The 16,446-nt window shown below is 69.2% G+C and carries 12 protein-coding genes and 1 pseudogene; 6 read left to right on the top strand and 7 right to left on the bottom strand.

Annotation, left to right across the window (positions count from 1 at the left end):
- Positions 1–93: 93 nt before the first annotated feature.
- Entirely contained in the window at positions 94–2,151 is a 2,058-nt protein-coding gene (locus tag IPT68_RS00950; protein WP_228040139.1) for a bifunctional polysaccharide deacetylase/glycosyltransferase family 2 protein, read from the bottom strand.
- 1,109 nt (positions 2,152–3,260) lie between these two features.
- Entirely contained in the window at positions 3,261–3,863 is a 603-nt protein-coding gene (locus IPT68_RS00945) for a TetR/AcrR family transcriptional regulator (RefSeq protein WP_189697622.1), read from the bottom strand.
- A gap of 346 nt (positions 3,864–4,209) precedes the next feature.
- Here IPT68_RS00945 and IPT68_RS00940 point away from each other — a divergent pair, with 346 nt between their 5' ends.
- The 4 genes from IPT68_RS00940 to efeU all read left to right on the top strand — a co-directional run bounded on the left by IPT68_RS00940 (position 4,210) and on the right by efeU (position 8,657).
- Complete coding sequence (locus IPT68_RS00940; RefSeq protein ID WP_189697623.1) at positions 4,210–4,752, top strand: DUF302 domain-containing protein; 543 nt, start codon at positions 4,210–4,212, stop codon at positions 4,750–4,752.
- A gap of 201 nt (positions 4,753–4,953) precedes the next feature.
- Positions 4,954–6,417, top strand: coding sequence for an amidase family protein (locus IPT68_RS00935; RefSeq protein WP_189697624.1), 1,464 nt, complete (start codon positions 4,954–4,956; stop codon positions 6,415–6,417).
- A gap of 161 nt (positions 6,418–6,578) precedes the next feature.
- Positions 6,579–7,781, top strand: coding sequence for an iron uptake transporter deferrochelatase/peroxidase subunit (efeB, locus tag IPT68_RS00930; RefSeq protein WP_189697736.1), 1,203 nt, complete (start codon positions 6,579–6,581; stop codon positions 7,779–7,781).
- 3 nt (positions 7,782–7,784) lie between these two features.
- Positions 7,785–8,657, top strand: coding sequence for an iron uptake transporter permease EfeU (gene efeU, locus IPT68_RS00925; protein ID WP_189697625.1), 873 nt, complete (start codon positions 7,785–7,787; stop codon positions 8,655–8,657).
- A gap of 654 nt (positions 8,658–9,311) precedes the next feature.
- Here efeU and IPT68_RS00920 read toward each other — a convergent pair.
- Positions 9,312–9,962, bottom strand: a complete 651-nt coding sequence (locus tag IPT68_RS00920; RefSeq protein WP_189697626.1) for a CGNR zinc finger domain-containing protein — start codon at positions 9,960–9,962, stop codon at positions 9,312–9,314.
- 492 nt (positions 9,963–10,454) lie between these two features.
- Positions 10,455–10,901, bottom strand: a complete 447-nt coding sequence (locus IPT68_RS00915) for a cupin domain-containing protein (RefSeq protein ID WP_189697627.1) — start codon at positions 10,899–10,901, stop codon at positions 10,455–10,457.
- A gap of 235 nt (positions 10,902–11,136) precedes the next feature.
- Between IPT68_RS00915 and IPT68_RS34745 the strand changes: the two are divergent.
- Positions 11,137–12,064: pseudogene (locus IPT68_RS34745) on the top strand (LysR family substrate-binding domain-containing protein).
- Positions 12,065–12,378: 314 nt separating this feature from the next.
- Here IPT68_RS34745 and IPT68_RS00905 read toward each other — a convergent pair.
- The 3 genes from IPT68_RS00905 to IPT68_RS00895 form a co-directional block, all read right to left on the bottom strand.
- Complete coding sequence (locus IPT68_RS00905) at positions 12,379–13,728, bottom strand: alkaline phosphatase PhoX (protein WP_228040137.1); 1,350 nt, start codon at positions 13,726–13,728, stop codon at positions 12,379–12,381.
- Between the two features lie 183 nt (positions 13,729–13,911).
- Positions 13,912–14,508 (bottom strand): dihydrodipicolinate synthase family protein, encoded by a 597-nt coding sequence (locus IPT68_RS33690; RefSeq protein WP_228040135.1) that lies wholly within the window; start codon positions 14,506–14,508, stop codon positions 13,912–13,914.
- Between the two features lie 36 nt (positions 14,509–14,544).
- Positions 14,545–14,895: a transcriptional regulator domain-containing protein gene (locus tag IPT68_RS00895; protein ID WP_228040131.1), complete on the bottom strand. Its 351-nt coding sequence runs from the start codon at positions 14,893–14,895 to the stop codon at positions 14,545–14,547.
- A 182-nt stretch (positions 14,896–15,077) separates the two neighbouring features.
- Between IPT68_RS00895 and IPT68_RS00890 the strand changes: the two genes are divergently transcribed.
- Positions 15,078–16,442 (top strand): ABC transporter substrate-binding protein, encoded by a 1,365-nt coding sequence (locus IPT68_RS00890; RefSeq protein ID WP_189697629.1) that lies wholly within the window; start codon positions 15,078–15,080, stop codon positions 16,440–16,442.
- Positions 16,443–16,446 lie beyond the last annotated feature (4 nt).

The following is a 16,446-nucleotide window of genomic DNA, read 5'->3' as shown; positions in this document are numbered from 1 at the left end:
GTACGCCGCAGGCCGTGACGTCGGGAGCCTGGCGAACCGGGGGAGGGTGTCCGGCGGACGATCGATCGTTCGCCCGCCGGACACCAACGGGTGTCAGTGACTGACGGGGGTGCCGCGGTCCAGGGTCTCCGTGGCCGTGCCGGTGCGCTGCATGCGGTGCCAGCCGAGGCGGGAGCCGAGCAGGGCGGTGACCGTGGACTGGATGACGACCAGATACATCAGCTGCCGGTAGACGAACAGCTGCAGGGGCAGTGTCCACAGCGGGCCCAGCCCTTCGCGGTCCAGCCGCAGCGCGTAGACGGCCGCGCCCAACTGAACGGCGAGGAAGCCGAGCCAGACCTGCAACGCCTGCCCCGCGTCCTGGAACAGCAGCCCGTAGACCGCGTACAGGTCAACGATCGGCGCCAGCAGGGGCAGCAGGGTCTGGAAGAGCCACAGGTAGGTCAGCCCGCGGCGGCCGAAGCGGCCTGCCGGGCCGCGCTCGACGAAGGCGTGGCGGTGCTTCCACATCGCCTGCAGAGTGCCGTAGCACCAGCGGTAGCGCTGCTTCCACAGCTGCCGCAGCGAGGACGGCGCCTCGGTCCAGGCGATGGCCTTCTCCTCGTACACCACCCGCCAGCCGTCGCGGCACAGCGCCATCGTCAGGTCGGTGTCCTCGGCGAGAGTGTCCGTGCTGAGCCCGCCGACGCGGAGCAGCGCCTCGCGCCGGAAGGCACCGATCGCGCCCGGCACCGTCGGCATGCACTCCAGCAGGTCGAACATGCGCCGGTCGAGGTTGAAGCCGATGACGTACTCCAGGTGCTGCCACTTGCCCAGCAAACCTCGCCGGTTGCCCACCTTCGTGTTGCCGCTGACCGCGCCCACGGCCGGGTCGGCGAAGGGCTGGATGAGGTGGTGGACGGCGTCCGGCTCGAAGACCGTATCGCCGTCGATCATGATGACGATGTCGAAATGAGCCCAGTACAGCCCGGTGTTCAGGGCCGCGGACTTGCCCGCGTTCTCCTGCCGGATCACCATCATCCGGCGGTCGCGGGCCGCGATGGCGTCCGCGATCTCGTACGTGCGGTCGGACGAGCCGTCGTCGACGACGATGATCTGGGTGTACGGGTGGGTGGAGGCCAGCAGCGAGCGCAGGGTGGCCTCGATCCCGGCCTCCTCGTTGTACGCCGGGACGACGATGGTGACCGGCGCGTTGACGCCGCCCGAGAGCCGTCCTCCACGTCCTGGCCGACGCCGTACCTCACGGACGTGCTTGCGGGCGAAGTGGAACAACAGCACCATCCGCAGTCCCGTCAGCGCCCCGGCCACCACCAGGAGCCAGGTCATGCCGACCGCGAACGCATGCGCGCCGGCCTGCGCCCACAGCAGCCCCGTCCCGCGCCACCGGTCGAGCGTCGCCGCGGCGGTGGTGCCGGACGGCAGCTCCAGCCCGGAGGTGACTGTGGTGAACTCCTCGTCCGTGCCGCGCTCTTCGAGCAGCGCCGCGACCTCGTCGTACGCCGCCCTGGTCTGCGGAAACTGCCGGACGCCCCCGCCGGCGGCCACGATCAGGTAGCCGTCGTCGGCGGCCCGCTCGGCGGCCTCCCACTGTGCCGCGCACAGCCCGTCCGGTGTCGTGGTGTACGGCAGGCGCAGCAGCCGGGTGTGCACCCCTGCGCTGCCTGCCAGTACGTGCTGGGTGAGAGAGAGCTCGAGCGAGCCGCGTGCGGTGCTGGTCTGCCCGAGGTCGGCGGCGGTGTAGGTGTACGAGCCGAGCTCGTGCCCTTCCGCACGGATGCGCTCGACGAGCGCCTGGTGTTTGGCGGCCTCGGCGCCGGTGACGAAGAAGGTGGCCCGTACCCCGTGCTCGCGCAGCAGATCAAGCAGCCGCGGCGTGTACACCGGGTCCGGTCCGCCGTCGAAAGTCAGCGCGGTGGTGCCGGCGGGCATACGGGCGGACTCCACCGTGCCGTCGACGACCCGGATCACCGGCCCGCCGTCCCGTACCTCCACGGGTGCCGGGGCCGTGCACCGGTCCGGAGCCGGTGCCACGGCACCGATCTGGTGGTACGTGAAGCCCTCGAAGAGCAGCGCCGCCGCGCACGCCGACAGCGTGAGCAGCAGCAGGAACCAGTGCGCGCGGGGATTTCCGCGCCGGGCGTGCCGACTCACGGACGGTTACCCCCATTGGCCGCCGAGGGCGGCTCGGTTCCGTTGCCGCCACCGGTTCCGTTGTCGCCGGAACGTGTGGCGCCGGGCGGGGCGGTGGGCGATGGTGCCGTTGTCGCCGTGGAGCCGTCGCTGCCGGCAGTCGGCGTGGGCGTGGGCGTGGTACCGCCGTCTCCGGCCGGTGCCGTCGAGACCGTCGGTGACGGGTTGGGGGCCGGATCCCCGGACAGTGAGGAGTCCGTCTCGGCCGCGGGTTTCGCGGACGGCGTGGTGTCGGCGTCGCTGGGACGCCCCGACGGCCGTCCGGCCTCGGCGGACGGCTTGGACTCTGCGCGGGGCGGCCCCCACGGCAACGAGTCGGAGACGGGTCCGGCCCCGAAGAGGCCGACCATCAGCAGGGCGAGATAACCCGCGAAACCCGCACCGACCACCGCCATTCCATAACGGACCACGCGTCTGCGACGACCGTCGTCGGCCACGAAGACCTGGCTGCCCGCGGGCCGCCCTCTCGACGCCGCGCGGCGACCTCGCCGCTCCGTGGCGTGGGCGTCCGGCCCGTGCTCGGACGCAGTGAGACCAGGGGGACCGGTCCGCCCGCCGTTGGACCGACGGCTTGCCATGTGTGCTCCTTCCGGGACTGCCGACGGTCACAGCCGGGTTCGTGCACACGTCGGGCTCTCGTCGGGTACAGCGCGGTGCGCCCCGGATACGTCACAGAGGCCCCACCGGTCCCACAGGAAACACACCACGGGAGGCCGAACCGGACGCGGCGGGCCTGCCTGGCGGACCGGGTACGGGCCGACAAGCGGAGAACACCGCCTCGAACACCGGGCTGCCATGCGCAGAGGGGAATTGCGGCCCACCCGCTTGACGGCGTCGTCCAGGGAGTGATGGCGGCCGCACGGTGGACAGTGGGGCCGCCCGCCGTGGGCGGAGGACCGCCGACCCGTTTCGGGGGAGCGGCGCCCTCGTGCAGGCGCGCCAGACGCCGGCCCGGGACCAGATCAAAATCCGGCGATGGCCCACGGCTGTTGACATAGAACAGGGCGGCAGGGCCCGCGAGGAAGCCGCAGTCGGGCCAGTCGACGAGGTGTGGTGAGTTTCTGGCGCTGTCAGTTTGGTTCGATCGCCTGGTCGATCAGCATGTTCGCCAGTTCCCGGGCGTCCTGATACGGAAGCATGTCGTTGAGTGAGGTGGACAGGGCGTTGGCGCCCTCGAACAGCACCGCGAGCTGCCGACCAAGGGATTCGGGCTCGCGTGCGCCTGCCTCGGCGGCGGTCTTGATCAGACGCTCGGTGAAATCTCTCTTGTGACGTTCGACCAGTGCCGCGGCTTCGGGCATCGTCCCGGCTGCTTCGACCGCGGCGTTGTGCAGTGGACAGCCGCGTACCACCTTCGCCGGCGGGGAGGCGGCGAACAGTGCCAGGAGGCGTTCGCGCGCGCTGAGGTCGTCGCGCTCCAGGACGGTCTCGCCGTGCACGGGCCCTTCGGGGTCGGACTCGACACGCTGCAAGTAGGCGCTGACCAGTGCCTCCTTGCTCGGAAAGTGCTGGTAGAACGTCCGAGTCGACACGTGCGCCACGCTCGTCAGCTTTGCGATACCCGTGACGTGGATGCCGTCGCGGGCGAACAACTCGACTGCGGCGCGCAGAATGCGCTCCCGCGCCCCGCGCCCGCCTCGACGTGTACCGGCCGTCGTTTCACTCTTCGCCATGCCAAAAGTATACCGATCGCTTTACTTCTACCGAGGGGGCGTGCTAGCTTCAGCTAAGTACAGCGATCGTTGTACTTGATGGAGGCCTCTCCGGGCACTGCCCTGACGCCGGCTCGTCCGGCGGTTGTGTGGCTGCTGCATCGCCTGGTTGCGCGATCAACGGCAGGGAGAGGCGACCGGGCCCGGCTGCGCCGGCGCACCGACCCGGCGACCACTGCGGAAGCCCGCGCAATCGGGCGGCGGAACTCGGCTGCTGTTCGAGATGAAGTCGACCGGACGGCCCGTCTCGCGTGGCCGGGCGGCCCGACATATGCCAACCCTCACAAAAGCGGAAGGATGAGTAAGCATGTCCAGTCAAAACTTCGTCGCAGTTCCCCACGAAGTCGTCCGGTGGTCGATCGACACCGGAACGTCATTCGATGATTTCCGGGCTCGGTACGAAGCCGCTGTGCCAACGCTGGAACGTGACCGGATGGCGCAGCTCCGCGCGGAGCGGGCGAGTTGGGACATGGTGCTCGCTGCCGCCGTGGAGAACGCACCGCACGGATTCATGCGGTTCTGGAGCACTGATGTGGGGGAAACCATGCAGCTCGCGGGTAATCCCGGATTCTGTGCCACCTACCTCATGGGAAACCACACGATCGCCGAGCGTATGTACAGGCACGACCCGGCCGTGATGCTCTATGCCCCGCTGCGAACGACGATTCACGTGGACCGGCAGGGCGTCACGAGGTTCTCCATCGACCAGCCCAGCAGCCGTTTCGCCAGCTTCGACATTCCGGACGTCGCTGCCGTCGGGCTGGAACTGGACCGCAAGGTCGTCAACCTCCTCCAGGTCCTGAATGTCCCCGTGCCGTCTGCCCTCTCTGCGGGCGCGAAGGCTCAGTGAGACCCGGCCCGGAACGCATCGGTCAAGAGGCGCTTCGTCTGCTGAGAATTCCAGGCGAATCACCAGGGCTGTGTGGCCGCACAGCAGGCACCCGGGCGGACCTTCCCCAGCACGATCGTCATGTAAAGCGAACGTCGGCCGGCTCACGGAATAATGTTTTGGTCATGTGCCGACGGTTCTTTTGTTTCAAGAGAGGTAATCATGCAGAACAAGGACGGCTCCGTCGGCGCGGTGCCGGCATCAGGAGACAACGAGCTGGCCGAACTTGGTGTCGCTGCCGCGGCCGCCGCAATTCGTGACGGCGACATCACTTCCGAGTCCTACTCGGCCGCGCTTCTGCGGCGCGCGCGGGAATACTCGGATCTCAATTCGTTCATCACGATCGATGAATCCGCCGTGCTGGCTGCTGCCAAGGATGCGGACAAGGCGCGCGCAGCGGGTTCAAGCGCCCCCTTCCTCGGTGTCCCCATCGGGGTGAAGGACAGCTACACGACGCGTGGTCTTCGCACAACGCTCGGAGTCGAGGCCCTGGAAAGTTTCGTGCCGACCGAAGACTCCGATGTCGTCGGCGCGGTCAAGAACGCCGGTGGGATCGTCTTCGGCAAGGTCAACCTCGTAGAAATGTCGTTCGGGCTGACCGGAAACAACAGCCGCTATGGGCAGGTGAAGAATCCCTACGGTCAGGACCACGTGCCGGGTGGGTCTTCGAGTGGCTCCGGAGCATCCGTCGCGGCCCGCATCGTGCCTGCGGCATTGGGCGGCGACACGGTCGGCTCCATCAGGGTTCCCGCTTCACTGTGTGGCGTGGTGGGTTTCAAGCCGACCACGGGACGGTGGCCGACGGGTGGTGTCGCGCCAATTTCGCACACACTCGACACGACAGGAATCCTGGCGCGCAGCGTCGAAGACTGCGCACTGATCGACCAGGTCGTCACGAAGGATGTGGCCGCTCCGCGTGCAGACCGTTCCGATCTGCAAGGGGCGAGGTTTGCTTATGCTCCCAGGCAGTACATGGAATTGATCGATCCTGAGACCGAGGCGCACTTCAAGGACACGCTCATGCGTCTGCGGGACGCTGGTGCCGAAGTGGTCGAGGTTGACCTCGGTGAGGACTTCTCCTCACTGGCGGACCGGTTGACGTGGAACCTTTTCTTCCGTGAGACGATGGAATCGGTGACGGAATTCCTCCGGCAGAACAACTTCCCGGTTTCCTTCGATGAAATTTACAACGATCTCAAGCCCGAGCTGAAGGAAGTGTGGAGTCATCTCGTCCTGCCGAGCGGGCAGGGCTATCTCGCGCACGAGGCCTACGAGACAACACTGTCCGTCGATCGCCCGGAACTCCAGCGTCGGCTCAGTAAGGTTTTCACGCACACCGGGGTCGATGCGCTGCTCTTTCCGACGACGCCTTGCCCGGCACCGCTGATCGAGCACCGGTCGAGGTTCACCGTCGCGGGCGAAGAGGTCAGTGACCTGTTTCTCGCGAAGAACACTGTTCCCACCAGCGGAGCAGGACTCCCCGGCATCAGCATCCCCATTGGTCTGACCGGACAAGGCCTGCCCGTCGGGCTCGAGATCGACGGCGCACATGGCCATGACAGGAAACTGCTGGACCTGGCACGCCGGGTGGAGTCTGTTTTCGGCACCCTGCCCGCACCCGCGTGAAGCACCGGGTGAGGCCGCCTCACCGGGGCAACCCCGGTGAACAGCGACCACAACCCGTGACTTCCGGAAACACGCGGCAGGCCCCCGTCACAGCCTGACAGCCTGCCGCGCGTGCAACGCCGACGGCCTGAGCCTGACAGGGTCCAGGCCGACATCGGGCGCTGATCGGCTGGGGCGGGGCCGGGCTCGCGCTCGGCGCCGCCGGGGGCGTGCTCGCGATGACCCGCGCCGGCAACGACCTCGACCCGGCCGGTGCCGAGGCCGGCGGCGCGGTCCCCTTCCACGGCGCCCACCAGGCGGGCATCGCCACCCCGGTGCAGGACCGGCTGCACTTCGCCGCGTTCGACGTGACCACCGAGGACCGCGCCGCGTTCGTCCAGATGCTCAAGGACTGGACGGCCGCGGCACGGCGGATGACCGCGGGCGAGGCGGTCGGCGACGGTGCCGCCGGCGATCTCGCCGAGGCACCCCCGGACGACACCGGCGAGGCGCTGGGCCTCAAGCCCTCGCGGCTGACCCCGACCATCGGGTTCGGGCCGTCGCTGTTCCAGCGCTTCGGCCTCGCCGACCGGCGCCCGGAGGCCCTCGTCGATCTGCCGCAGTTCGCCGGCGACAACCTCGACAAGAACCGCAGCGGCGGCGACCTGTGCATCCAGGCCTGCGCGGACGACCCCCAGGTCGCCGTGCATGCCATCCGCAACCTCGCCCGCATCGGCTTCGGGAAGGTCGTCGTTCGCTGGTCCCAGCTCGGCTTCGGCAAGACCTCCTCGACGACCCCGGACGCGCAGACCCCGCGCAACCTCATGGGCTTCAAGGACGGCACCCGCAACATCGCGGGGACGGAGACCGACCGGCTGAAGAAGTTCGTGTGGGTGGACGGCAAGGACGGCCCCGACTGGATGGCCGGCGGCTCCTACCTCGTCGCCCGCCGCATCCGCATGCACATCGAGACATGGGACCGCACCTGCCTCCAGGAGCAGGAGGACATCTTCGGGCGCGACAAGGGCGAGGGCGCCCCGGTCGGCAAGGCCAAGGAGCGCGACGAACCGTTCCTGAAGGCGATGAAACCCGACGCGCACGTGCGGCTCGCGCACCCCGACTCCAACCAAGGGGCGACGATGCTGCGCCGCGGCTATTCCTTCACCGACGGCACCGACGGCCTCGGCCGCCTGGAGGCGGGCCTGTTCTCCCTCGCCTACCAGCGCGACGTGCGCGAGGGGTTCATTCGCGTCCAGCGCAACCTCGCCACCGACGCGCTCAACGAGTCCATCCAGCACGTGGGTTCGGCCGTGTTCGCGATTCCCCCCGGCGTCCGTGACACGGACGACTGGTGGGGCAGCGCGCTGTTCTCCGAGGAGGCGTAGCCCGTGTTCTCCAACTACCTGATCGGCCTGCGCGAGGGTCTGGAAGCAAGCCTCGTCGTCTGCATCCTCATCGCCTACCTGGTCAAGACCGGCCGCCGGGACGCGCTGAGGCCCGTCTGGATCGGCATCGGCGTGGCGGTCGCGCTCGCCCTGGGCTTCGGCTGCGCCCTCGAATTCGGCTCCCAGGAGCTGACGTTCGAGGCGCAGGAGGCGCTCGGAGGCTCCCTGTCGATCCTCGCGGTCGGCCTGGTGACCTGGATGGTCTTCTGGATGCGGCGCACCGCCCGGCACCTGAAGTCGGAACTGCACGGCAAGCTGGACGCGGCCCTGCAGATGGGTACCGGCGCGCTCGTCGCCACGGCGTTCCTCGCGGTCGGCCGTGAGGGCCTGGAGACCGCCCTGTTCGTGTGGGCGTCGGTCCGCGCGGCCGGTGATGGCACCCCGCGTCCGCTGATCGGCGTCGCCCTCGGCATCGCCACCGCTGTTGTGCTGGGCTGGCTGTTCTACCGCGGGGCGCTGCGTATCAACCTCGCCACGTTCTTCACCTGGACCGGTGGCATGCTGGTCGTCGTCGCCGCGGGCGTCCTCGCCTACGGCCTCCACGACCTTCAGGAGGCCGACTGGCTGCCGGGCCTGAACGACAAGGCCTTCGACATCAGCGACATCATCCCGCCGGACAGCTGGTACGGCACCCTTCTCAAGGGCGTGTTCAACTTCCAACCCGACCCGACCGTCCCCCAGGTCACGGTGTGGCTGCTGTACCTGATCCCGACGCTCGCGTTCTTCCTTTCCCCGGTGGGGTTCGGCTCCGGGAAGGGGAAGGCGAAGGTGCCTGATGAGCAGGGATCGCGGCCCTCTGAGGCTCCGCAGGCCTGACCGGAGCGCGCTGATCGCGGTGGCCTCGGTGACTGCCTTGTCCATGACGGCGAGTGATGACGTGGTGGTGCGCGGGGAGCGGAAAGTGCTCCCCGCGCACCGTCCGGTTTGAAGCCGCGCCGGGCATCGCGGCAGTTCACCACCGCGGGCAACAAGTACCGAGCGCTTGCCGCCTCGCAACGACTCCCGCAGCAGTGGCCGAACGACCGTCCACTTCATGGTCCCCGAGGGGCACTGCGGTACGGACAGACCGCTTGTCGCGTCCAAGAGGCGCAATAGCCTGCCCGCGTGAACTGCCCATGATCGACTCAGCTGGCAACGTGCTGTCAAGAGTAGAGTGAGACCGCGCCACCCCAGAGGGCGCCGGGGTTGAGGCGCTCAGGGAAGCGCTCCAGCATGGCGTTGAAGAAGCTGAGGGCAGTGTCGTGATGGAGGAGAAGCTCCTCCTCGCGGGGAGTGTATGTCACATCGCGTATCGCCTGCGCCATCGCTGCGGAATCACACCGGTGTTCGATTGATATGGCTGGGTTACCCCCATGGCGCGGTCAGGGCCGCGGCAACCGTCGTGGAGCGGCCGCGGGAGGGAGGCCGGCGTGGCACTGCTCCCTACCCCGGCGAGTGCCCGGCGGACCGGCGCACGGTTGTGTCCGCTGGTCACTCCGACGGCGCGTCGCGCTGGGAGGTCAGCGCCTTCTTCCTCTGCCGGTAGGCGCGCATGGACTCGCGGGAGCCGCATCTGGGGCCGCAGTAGACGGCGTTCTTGTTGCGCGTCCGGTCGAAGAAGCCGAAGTGACAGGGCTGGTGGCGGCATGCCCGGACCCTGTCCCAGACGCCCGCCTGGGCGAGTTCGGTGGCGTTCGCCAGCACGGTGGCGAACAGCCCGGGCACGTCGCTCTGGGCGGGTGCCAGGGATGCTCCCGAGGCGGTGACAACCGTGATGAGCGGATACCGGGACGCGGCATGGCGCAGGTACGACTCCGCCTCGGCGAGCACGTGGGACGTGGTGCCCTGGTCGGCGGAGTGAGCCAGCAGCACTGTGATCAAGGCCTCGCGCAGCTCGCGGGCGGTGGCAGCGTCGGCCTCCGTGACATGGGTCGTCTCCGAGGCGATGGCCTGCTCCAGCAGCCATGCGTGCAGGTCCGTGGCGCTGGCGAAGCGCTCTGGCAGCCGGTGGGGTCCCGCGGGGTGTGTGTTGACGAACCGCAGGACTACGTCAGCCGCCGGCGGCTGCGTCAGCGGACTTGCCTCGGTCGTTCGCGGGGATATCGTCGGCCTCCTCGTGCGTACAGGAAGTAAGTGGCACATGTTACTCCCAAAAGGGTCACGGTGCCGTGCGGCGGGGTCTCCGCCGATGGGCTCCCGGTCACGTGCCGGACCGCCGCGCTGGTGCGGTCCCGGGCGGCGCGGCGTGCGGTGATGGGCGGCCGCGGCGGTGAAGAGTGGCCGCGGCGGCGAAGAGGGCGGGCAGGCTGCACCCCCGAGCGGCGAAGAGGGCGGACAGGCTGCACCCCGAGCGTCCAGACGGCCGTGCCTTCCAGGCCGGCCCCGTGCCGACGACGTTCACACACCGATGGCCGAGCGGCCACTGCAGCAGCGACGCGCTCTCGGCGACACCCGCTCCCGTTCGCAGGAAGCCTGCAGGCCGGGCGTATTACCCCCCGCCCTGCAGCATGTCGATGCCCAATGCCGCCCCGCCCGGGGGCGGGAGGCCGCTGTCACGCTCAGCCGCGACACCCGAAGTCCATGGCCACCTGGGTCGAATCATGTGGGCGGGGATCGCCGACCCACCCGGCATGCTCAGCCGTCGGAGGGACGCGGGGCGCGCAGGTGCGCACGTTCCCTCAGTTCTTCCTCGTCCACCAAGGTGAGCATGGGCTGCCCCGGCGCGCACAGCATGGTCACGACGAACTTGTTCGGTGCGTCCGCGCTGGCGTTGCCGTCCTGGTAGTGGATCACGTCACCGCCCGGCTCCCAGAACGTCCCCCCGGCCTGGATCACCTGCTCGGGCCGGCCCTCGACCTCGAACCGCAGCGCGCCTTCCATCACGTAGCCGAACGCCGGCCCCGAGTGGCGGTGCGGAGGGAGCCCGGGGTGACCGGGAGGCCACTCGACAAGGATCGTCATCGCCGATCCGCCTTCGGGGAAGAAGGGCGGAGTGACTTCCTGCAGCAACTTGACCTCTGGCGGCAGCGAGATTTCCTGCCCCTCGCCGGGGGGGACGTCCGCCGGGTTCCTGTCTGACATGGATCACACCTCCGCAAGCCTGCCTGGAGTGGACGATCAGCCACAGCCCGCATTCGTGACCCGCCAGTCCGAGATCCAGCCTGCCTCACGTCGACAGCCGCCGCAATCCGGGAGCAACAGGACCGAATGCGGTCAGAACTCGGGTTCCGGCTCAGGTCTCAGCGAGCGGCCCAGTGAGTGACGGTTGAGTTCTTCCAGGCTGAGTTCGTGAGCCGTTTGGAGGTGAGTCGGGGTGATGGTGAATGGGGTGACAGGTCGGCGCGCTGGAGGAGGTCTTCGACCTCTGCGTCCTCCAACCTTTCCGTCGCGTCCGGGCCGAGTCCACGACCAGTGGAACCGCCGGGAACGGGAATGGCGAGGCTCCGGGCGAGCCACCGTCGACCAAGCCATCCGCACCGTGCCGAACAGCGACACCTCGTTCGTGCGCAGGCTGGGGACACAGCTGACCGACCAGCGTGCCTCCGCCCTCGAACGGGCGAGGACGACAAATTGCGCGGACCGTCTGGAGAACCTGGGCCGCCGGCCGGGCCGTGGAGAGGAGTGCGGCCTGCGCATCGGCTACGTCCCGGACGCCATGCACACCGGCATCCTGCCCCGTGCGCTGCGCGCCGTGCACGGCGAACGCCCCGGCGTCGACATCGCTCTGTACAACCTTCCGCCCACCGAGCAGTTCGAAGGCCTGCGGCAGCGCAGCCTCGGCATCGCGCTCGTCCATGAACCTCCGGGCGCGGACGACCCCGACCTGCTGGCCGCACGGCTGCTCGAAGACCCGCTGCTCCTGGCCCTGCCCGCCGGGCACCCGCTCGCCGACCAGGAGGAAGTGACCCCCGGCGACCTCGACGGCCGGCCGTGGATCGCCGTCGAGAACCCCCAAAACCCCGCCGTGGGACACGTTCGTCGCCGCCTGCACGGCGTCCGGCTTCACGCCGGACATCCGCCTCGACGCCGCCGAGCCGCTGACTGCGCTCGGCCTGGTCGCCTCCGGACTCGGTCTCGCCCGCGTGCAGAAGAGCATGACCCGCGCCACGGCCGAGGACGTCGCGGTACGTGAACTCCTTCGGCACGTCGTCCAGTTGTGGGCCGCATGGCACCGAGTCGACCTACGGCCCCTGGTCGCGGAGTTCCGCGCCACCATCCTGGGCATGAGCGGCCCCGCCGAGTAGTGCCTCGTCAGGTTTGTCTCTGGATCTGTTTGCGGTGAGTGGTGGGCAGCAGCTGGTGCAGGTACAGATGCCGGTCCAGCACCGCACAGGTCCTGGAGTGGTTCCGGACCTGGTAGAGGGTCAGCCCCGGCGTAGGGGCTTTTGGGGCGAGCCGTTCGTCGCCCTCGTCACCGCCGCCCAGGCCTTCCTCACCCTGCGACGGGCCACCAGCGCCGCCGTGGGCGGGCGCGCGTCGAGGCCGCTGACACCTTGCACCTTGTGATGCGGCGCAGGCGTACGGCGTCCTCGACGCGTCCCTCATTCCCGGGAGAGGGCTAGAGGGCGCCCTGGCGCCAGGGCCCGGTGATCGCGAACGTGATGCCGGGGGACTGGATATTCACGAACAGCCAGTTGCCCACCTTCGGCTCGAACACCGAACCGGCCCACTCAGAGCCACGGTGGTCGGCCGCCGGGACGTTCTTGCCCGCGGTCCCGCCGCGCAGATCAACGTTGTTGGCGGCGAAGCGGAAGATCTCGCCCTGCGTCGTGAGCCCGTGGACGTATTCGGTGCCGCCACCGTCCTCGCAGAGCACCAGGCCGCCGCGCGGGCTGACGCACATGTTGTCCGGCGCGTTGAGGACCTCTGCGCCGGGTGAGGCGAAGAGCACGCGGAACTCGTCGGTGGCCGGGTCGAGTTCGAAGACCTGGCCCTGACGGGCCGGACCGCCGTCGGTGGTGATCACGTAGATGCGGTCGTTGCCGTACCAGGCACCCTCCAGGCGGCTGAACACTGCGGCGCCGTTCGCCTGCGCCTGGAGTCGGACCGTGTCGGCTGCCGGGTCGACGTCGTCCACCGGCACCCAGGAGACCGTGCCGTACGCCTTCTCGCTGTCGAGGCGGGTGTCGTACGACGTGCTGCCGATACGCAGAGCCTCGAGTCGGCCGCCCTTGGACAGGTCGCCGGGCACCGCCGGGACGAAGCGGTACAGGGAGGCGTCGCCGCGGTCCTCGGTCTCGTAGACGTAACCCGTCGCCGGGTCGACTGCGACCGCCTCGTGGTTGAACCGGCCCATGGCCCTGTACGGTTCGGGGTTGCCCTTGCCCTGCGCGGCCACCTCGAAGATGTAGCCGTGTCGCTTGCCGGCGGTCGTGGAGAAGGTCTCCTCGCAGGTCAGCCAGGTGTTCCACGGGGTGGGGCCGCCGGCGCAGTTGCGGATGGTGCCGCCGAGGCTGCCGTAGGACTCCAGCCACTGGCCGGCGTCCGGGTCGAAGACCAGGGTGGTGGTTCCGCCGCCCGCCTCGGGGTCGTAGGCGGGGGCGGTGAAGGCGGGACCGGCGCCGCGCTCATGGTTGCGGACGAGGTGGACCTTGTCGCCGTAGCGGAAGGCCGCCATGCCGTCGTGCGCGCTCGGGGTGCGCACGCCGTCGTCCATGAGGTCGTCGGTCCACCCGTAGGAGATGTACTCGAACCCGCGCGGCAACTGGAGCAGTTCCAGGCCGGTCGCCTGGTCCTTGACCGGGCTCAACGGGCCATATCCGGCGTCGGGTTCGAGCTTGACGGGGGTGGCCGCCGCCGTGCGTGCGGCGAGGGCCTGGAAGGCGACGGAAGCGGCCGCGGCCACCGCTGCTCCACGCAGAAGGGTGCGTCGTTCGAAACCGGAGCCGGTCGGTCCTCCGGCGGACATGCCTGTCATGGGAGTCCTCTCGATGCAACGAACGGGGAGAACGGGGGGCGGCCGCCGTCACCCTAGGTAGTGATACCTCCGTCCGACTCCCAACGGCAAGTGAGCATCGGGAGAACCTCTTCCTGTCGGCGTCCGGCCGGGGGACGGTGCGGCCGGACGCCGACGCGGCGGTCCGACGGACCGTCACCCGGGGCGGTTGCGGGCCGCATTGAAGCCGAGTTCCACGACCAGCTCCGGCCGGACCAGCGTGACGTGCGGAGTTTCGCGTGTGCCCCAACCCCCGCGGAGAACGGCCATCCGTCCATGGGTGCTCGCCGCCGGCCGGGACGAGCAGCCGGGCGACGGCCCGGGCTGCGCTCCGTGGCCGTGTGGTGCTGCGGCCGACGTACTGCAGGCGCCCGTTGCTGTCGTACCGGCGCACCAGCAGCGTGCGAGGAGCCGCGGGCGAGCCGGTGAACGTCGCGACGATCGCCTCAGGTGGGCGAGCAGTACGGCGGAAGCACCCGCCTTCTGCGCGTCCTCGGCCAGCTCCAGCACGTGGGAGGTGCGCAGTGCTCCGATACCGACGATGACCGGTACCCCGTCGGCGGCTTCGACCGCGGTCTTCGCGACGTGCGCGCGCTGCTCTCGGGTGAGATAGGCGTAGCCTCCGGTGGAGCCGAGCGCCCCGATGGAGTCCACGCCGACGGCTGCGAGGCGGGCGACGAGTGCGGTGTACGCCGCTGTGTCGATGCCCTGCCCGCTGGGGGTGAGGGGGAAGGCGCTCAGGCCGCGGAACATGATGGCTCGTTGTCGTGAGGGGGGAATGGGTGATGGTCAGCCGGCCGCGAAGCGCAGTTCGGTGACGACGGCGGCGAGTTCGGCGGCGAAGGCCTCGGTCTGCGGCTCGGTGACGGTGGATGCGGTGACCTGGATCGCGCCCTGGTCGGCGGCCGGATCCGGGGCGAAGAAGTGACCTGGCCGCACCGTCCAACCCCGCCGTGCCAGGGCTGTGACCGCGACCCGAGCGTCGACGTCGAGTTCGACCCAGACGTTCAGTCCGTCGGGTCGGTGCGGGACGTCGACGCCGTGGGCATGCAGGTGCTCGACGAGCAGGCCGGCCCGCCAGTCACAGGGGGACTTGAGCTGCAGTGAGCTGCTCAGGCATCCGGTGCTTACACGTGCCACGCCGACCGGACTTCGAACGAGGGACGGCCGCGCGATATGAACGATCCAATCACTGTCACTCCCGGGGCTTGACGCGGCGCTTCCCAGGGCCCATGTTGAACGATCAAATCAGCCTGTTCGGACCACGGTGACGGGACACTGCTGTGGGCCGTGGGCAGGCATGCGTTCAGCGAGGAGGAAGTATGGTGAGTTCGTCGCACACGAGCCGCAGGAGAGCCGGCTCCCGGGCAGCCACCAAGGCAGCGACGGTGGGGCGGCGGCCTGCCTGGGCCGTCGCGGTGGTGGCCGCATCGCTCGCCACCACACTCGTCGGCTGCGGCGGGGACTCCTCCGAACCGGCGGCCGACAGCCCGGGGAAGTTCTCCGGGCGCGGCCCCATCACCCTCGCCACCGGCAAGGACACCACCGGCACCATCCAGGAGCAGCTCGACCGCTGGAACAGCGAGCACCCCAACGAGAAGGTCACCCTCGTGGAGCTGCCCGAGAGCGCGGACCAGCAGCGGCAGCAGTTCATCCAGAACGCGCAGACCAAGTCGGACGCCTACACCGTGCTGAACCTGGACCCCATCTGGGTCGCCGAGTTCGCCGCCAACCAGTGGATCGACGAGCTGCCCGCCGGGCAGTTCCCGCTCGACAAAATGCTTCCTGCCGTCGTCATGACCGGTGAATATTTCGGCAAGCAGTACGCCATCCCCTACAACACCAATGCGGGTCTCCTCTTCTACCGCCAGGACCTGCTGGACAAGGCGGGCGTGCAGCCACCCACGACCTGGGACGACATGAAGGACGCCTGTGCCGCAGTCGCCAAACTGCCCGAGGGCAAGGACGTCGACTGCTACGCGGGCCAGTTCGACAAGTACGAGGGCCTGACTGTCAACTTCTCCGAGGCGGTCGCCTCGGCGGGCGGCACCGTCGTCGATGCCGAGGGCCGTGCGACCGTCGACACCGAAGAAGCCAAGAAGGGACTGCAGTTCCTCACAGACGGCTTCAAGGACGGCACCTTCCCGGAGGAGGCCTCGACCTACCAGGAGGAGGACGGCCGCCGCGCTTTCCAGGCGGGCAAGCTGCTCTTCCACCGGCAGTGGCCGTATCAGTGGGCACTGGCCAACGCCAAGGACGGCTCGAGCAAGGTCGCCGGCAAGTTCGGGGTGGCGCCGCTGCCCGGCCTGGACGGTCCGGGTAAATCCTCCCTCGGCGGACTCGATCTGGCGGTGAGCAAGTTCGCCAAGAACAAGGCAACCGCCCTCGATTTCATCAAGTTCTTCTCCAGCGAGGCCAACGCCCGCACCAACCTGAAGGTCAACTCGGCCGCCCCGCCGTATGCCGGCCTGTATGACGACCCGGCCCTGCGTCGACAGTTCCCCTACCTGGCCACCCTCAAGGAGTCCCTGAGCGGCGCCGTGCCTCGGCCCGTGGTCGTCCAGTACGGCGATGCCACAGCCGCCATCCAGGAAAGCGCGGCCGCAGCGCTGAGCGGATCGAAGTCGGTCGACGCCGCACTCGCCGATATGCAGCGGGACCTGTCCGCGGCGATCGCCGAGAAGTAGGCCG

It is taken from the genome of Streptomyces chromofuscus (assembly GCF_015160875.1).
GTDB classification, from domain to species: domain Bacteria; phylum Actinomycetota; class Actinomycetes; order Streptomycetales; family Streptomycetaceae; genus Streptomyces; species Streptomyces chromofuscus.
This window is presented reverse-complemented; position numbering and strand designations above follow the sequence as displayed.

Bases quoted from the DNA above. Each gene is read 5' to 3' on its own strand.
- IPT68_RS00940 (WP_189697623.1), top strand. From the start codon at position 4,210: ATGTCCAGTCAAAACTTCGTCGCAGTTCCCCACGAAGTCGTCCGGTGG.
- IPT68_RS00890 (WP_189697629.1), top strand. From the start codon at position 15,078: ATGGTGAGTTCGTCGCACACGAGCCGCAGGAGAGCCGGCTCCCGGGCA.
- IPT68_RS00920 (WP_189697626.1), bottom strand. From the start codon at position 9,962: ATGTGCCACTTACTTCCTGTACGCACGAGGAGGCCGACGATATCCCCG.
- IPT68_RS00935 (WP_189697624.1), top strand. From the start codon at position 4,954: ATGCAGAACAAGGACGGCTCCGTCGGCGCGGTGCCGGCATCAGGAGAC.
- IPT68_RS00915 (WP_189697627.1), bottom strand. From the start codon at position 10,901: ATGTCAGACAGGAACCCGGCGGACGTCCCCCCCGGCGAGGGGCAGGAA.
- IPT68_RS00905 (WP_228040137.1), bottom strand. From the start codon at position 13,728: ATGTCCGCCGGAGGACCGACCGGCTCCGGTTTCGAACGACGCACCCTT.
- IPT68_RS33690 (WP_228040135.1), bottom strand. From the start codon at position 14,508: ATGTTCCGCGGCCTGAGCGCCTTCCCCCTCACCCCCAGCGGGCAGGGC.
- IPT68_RS00945 (WP_189697622.1), bottom strand. From the start codon at position 3,863: ATGGCGAAGAGTGAAACGACGGCCGGTACACGTCGAGGCGGGCGCGGG.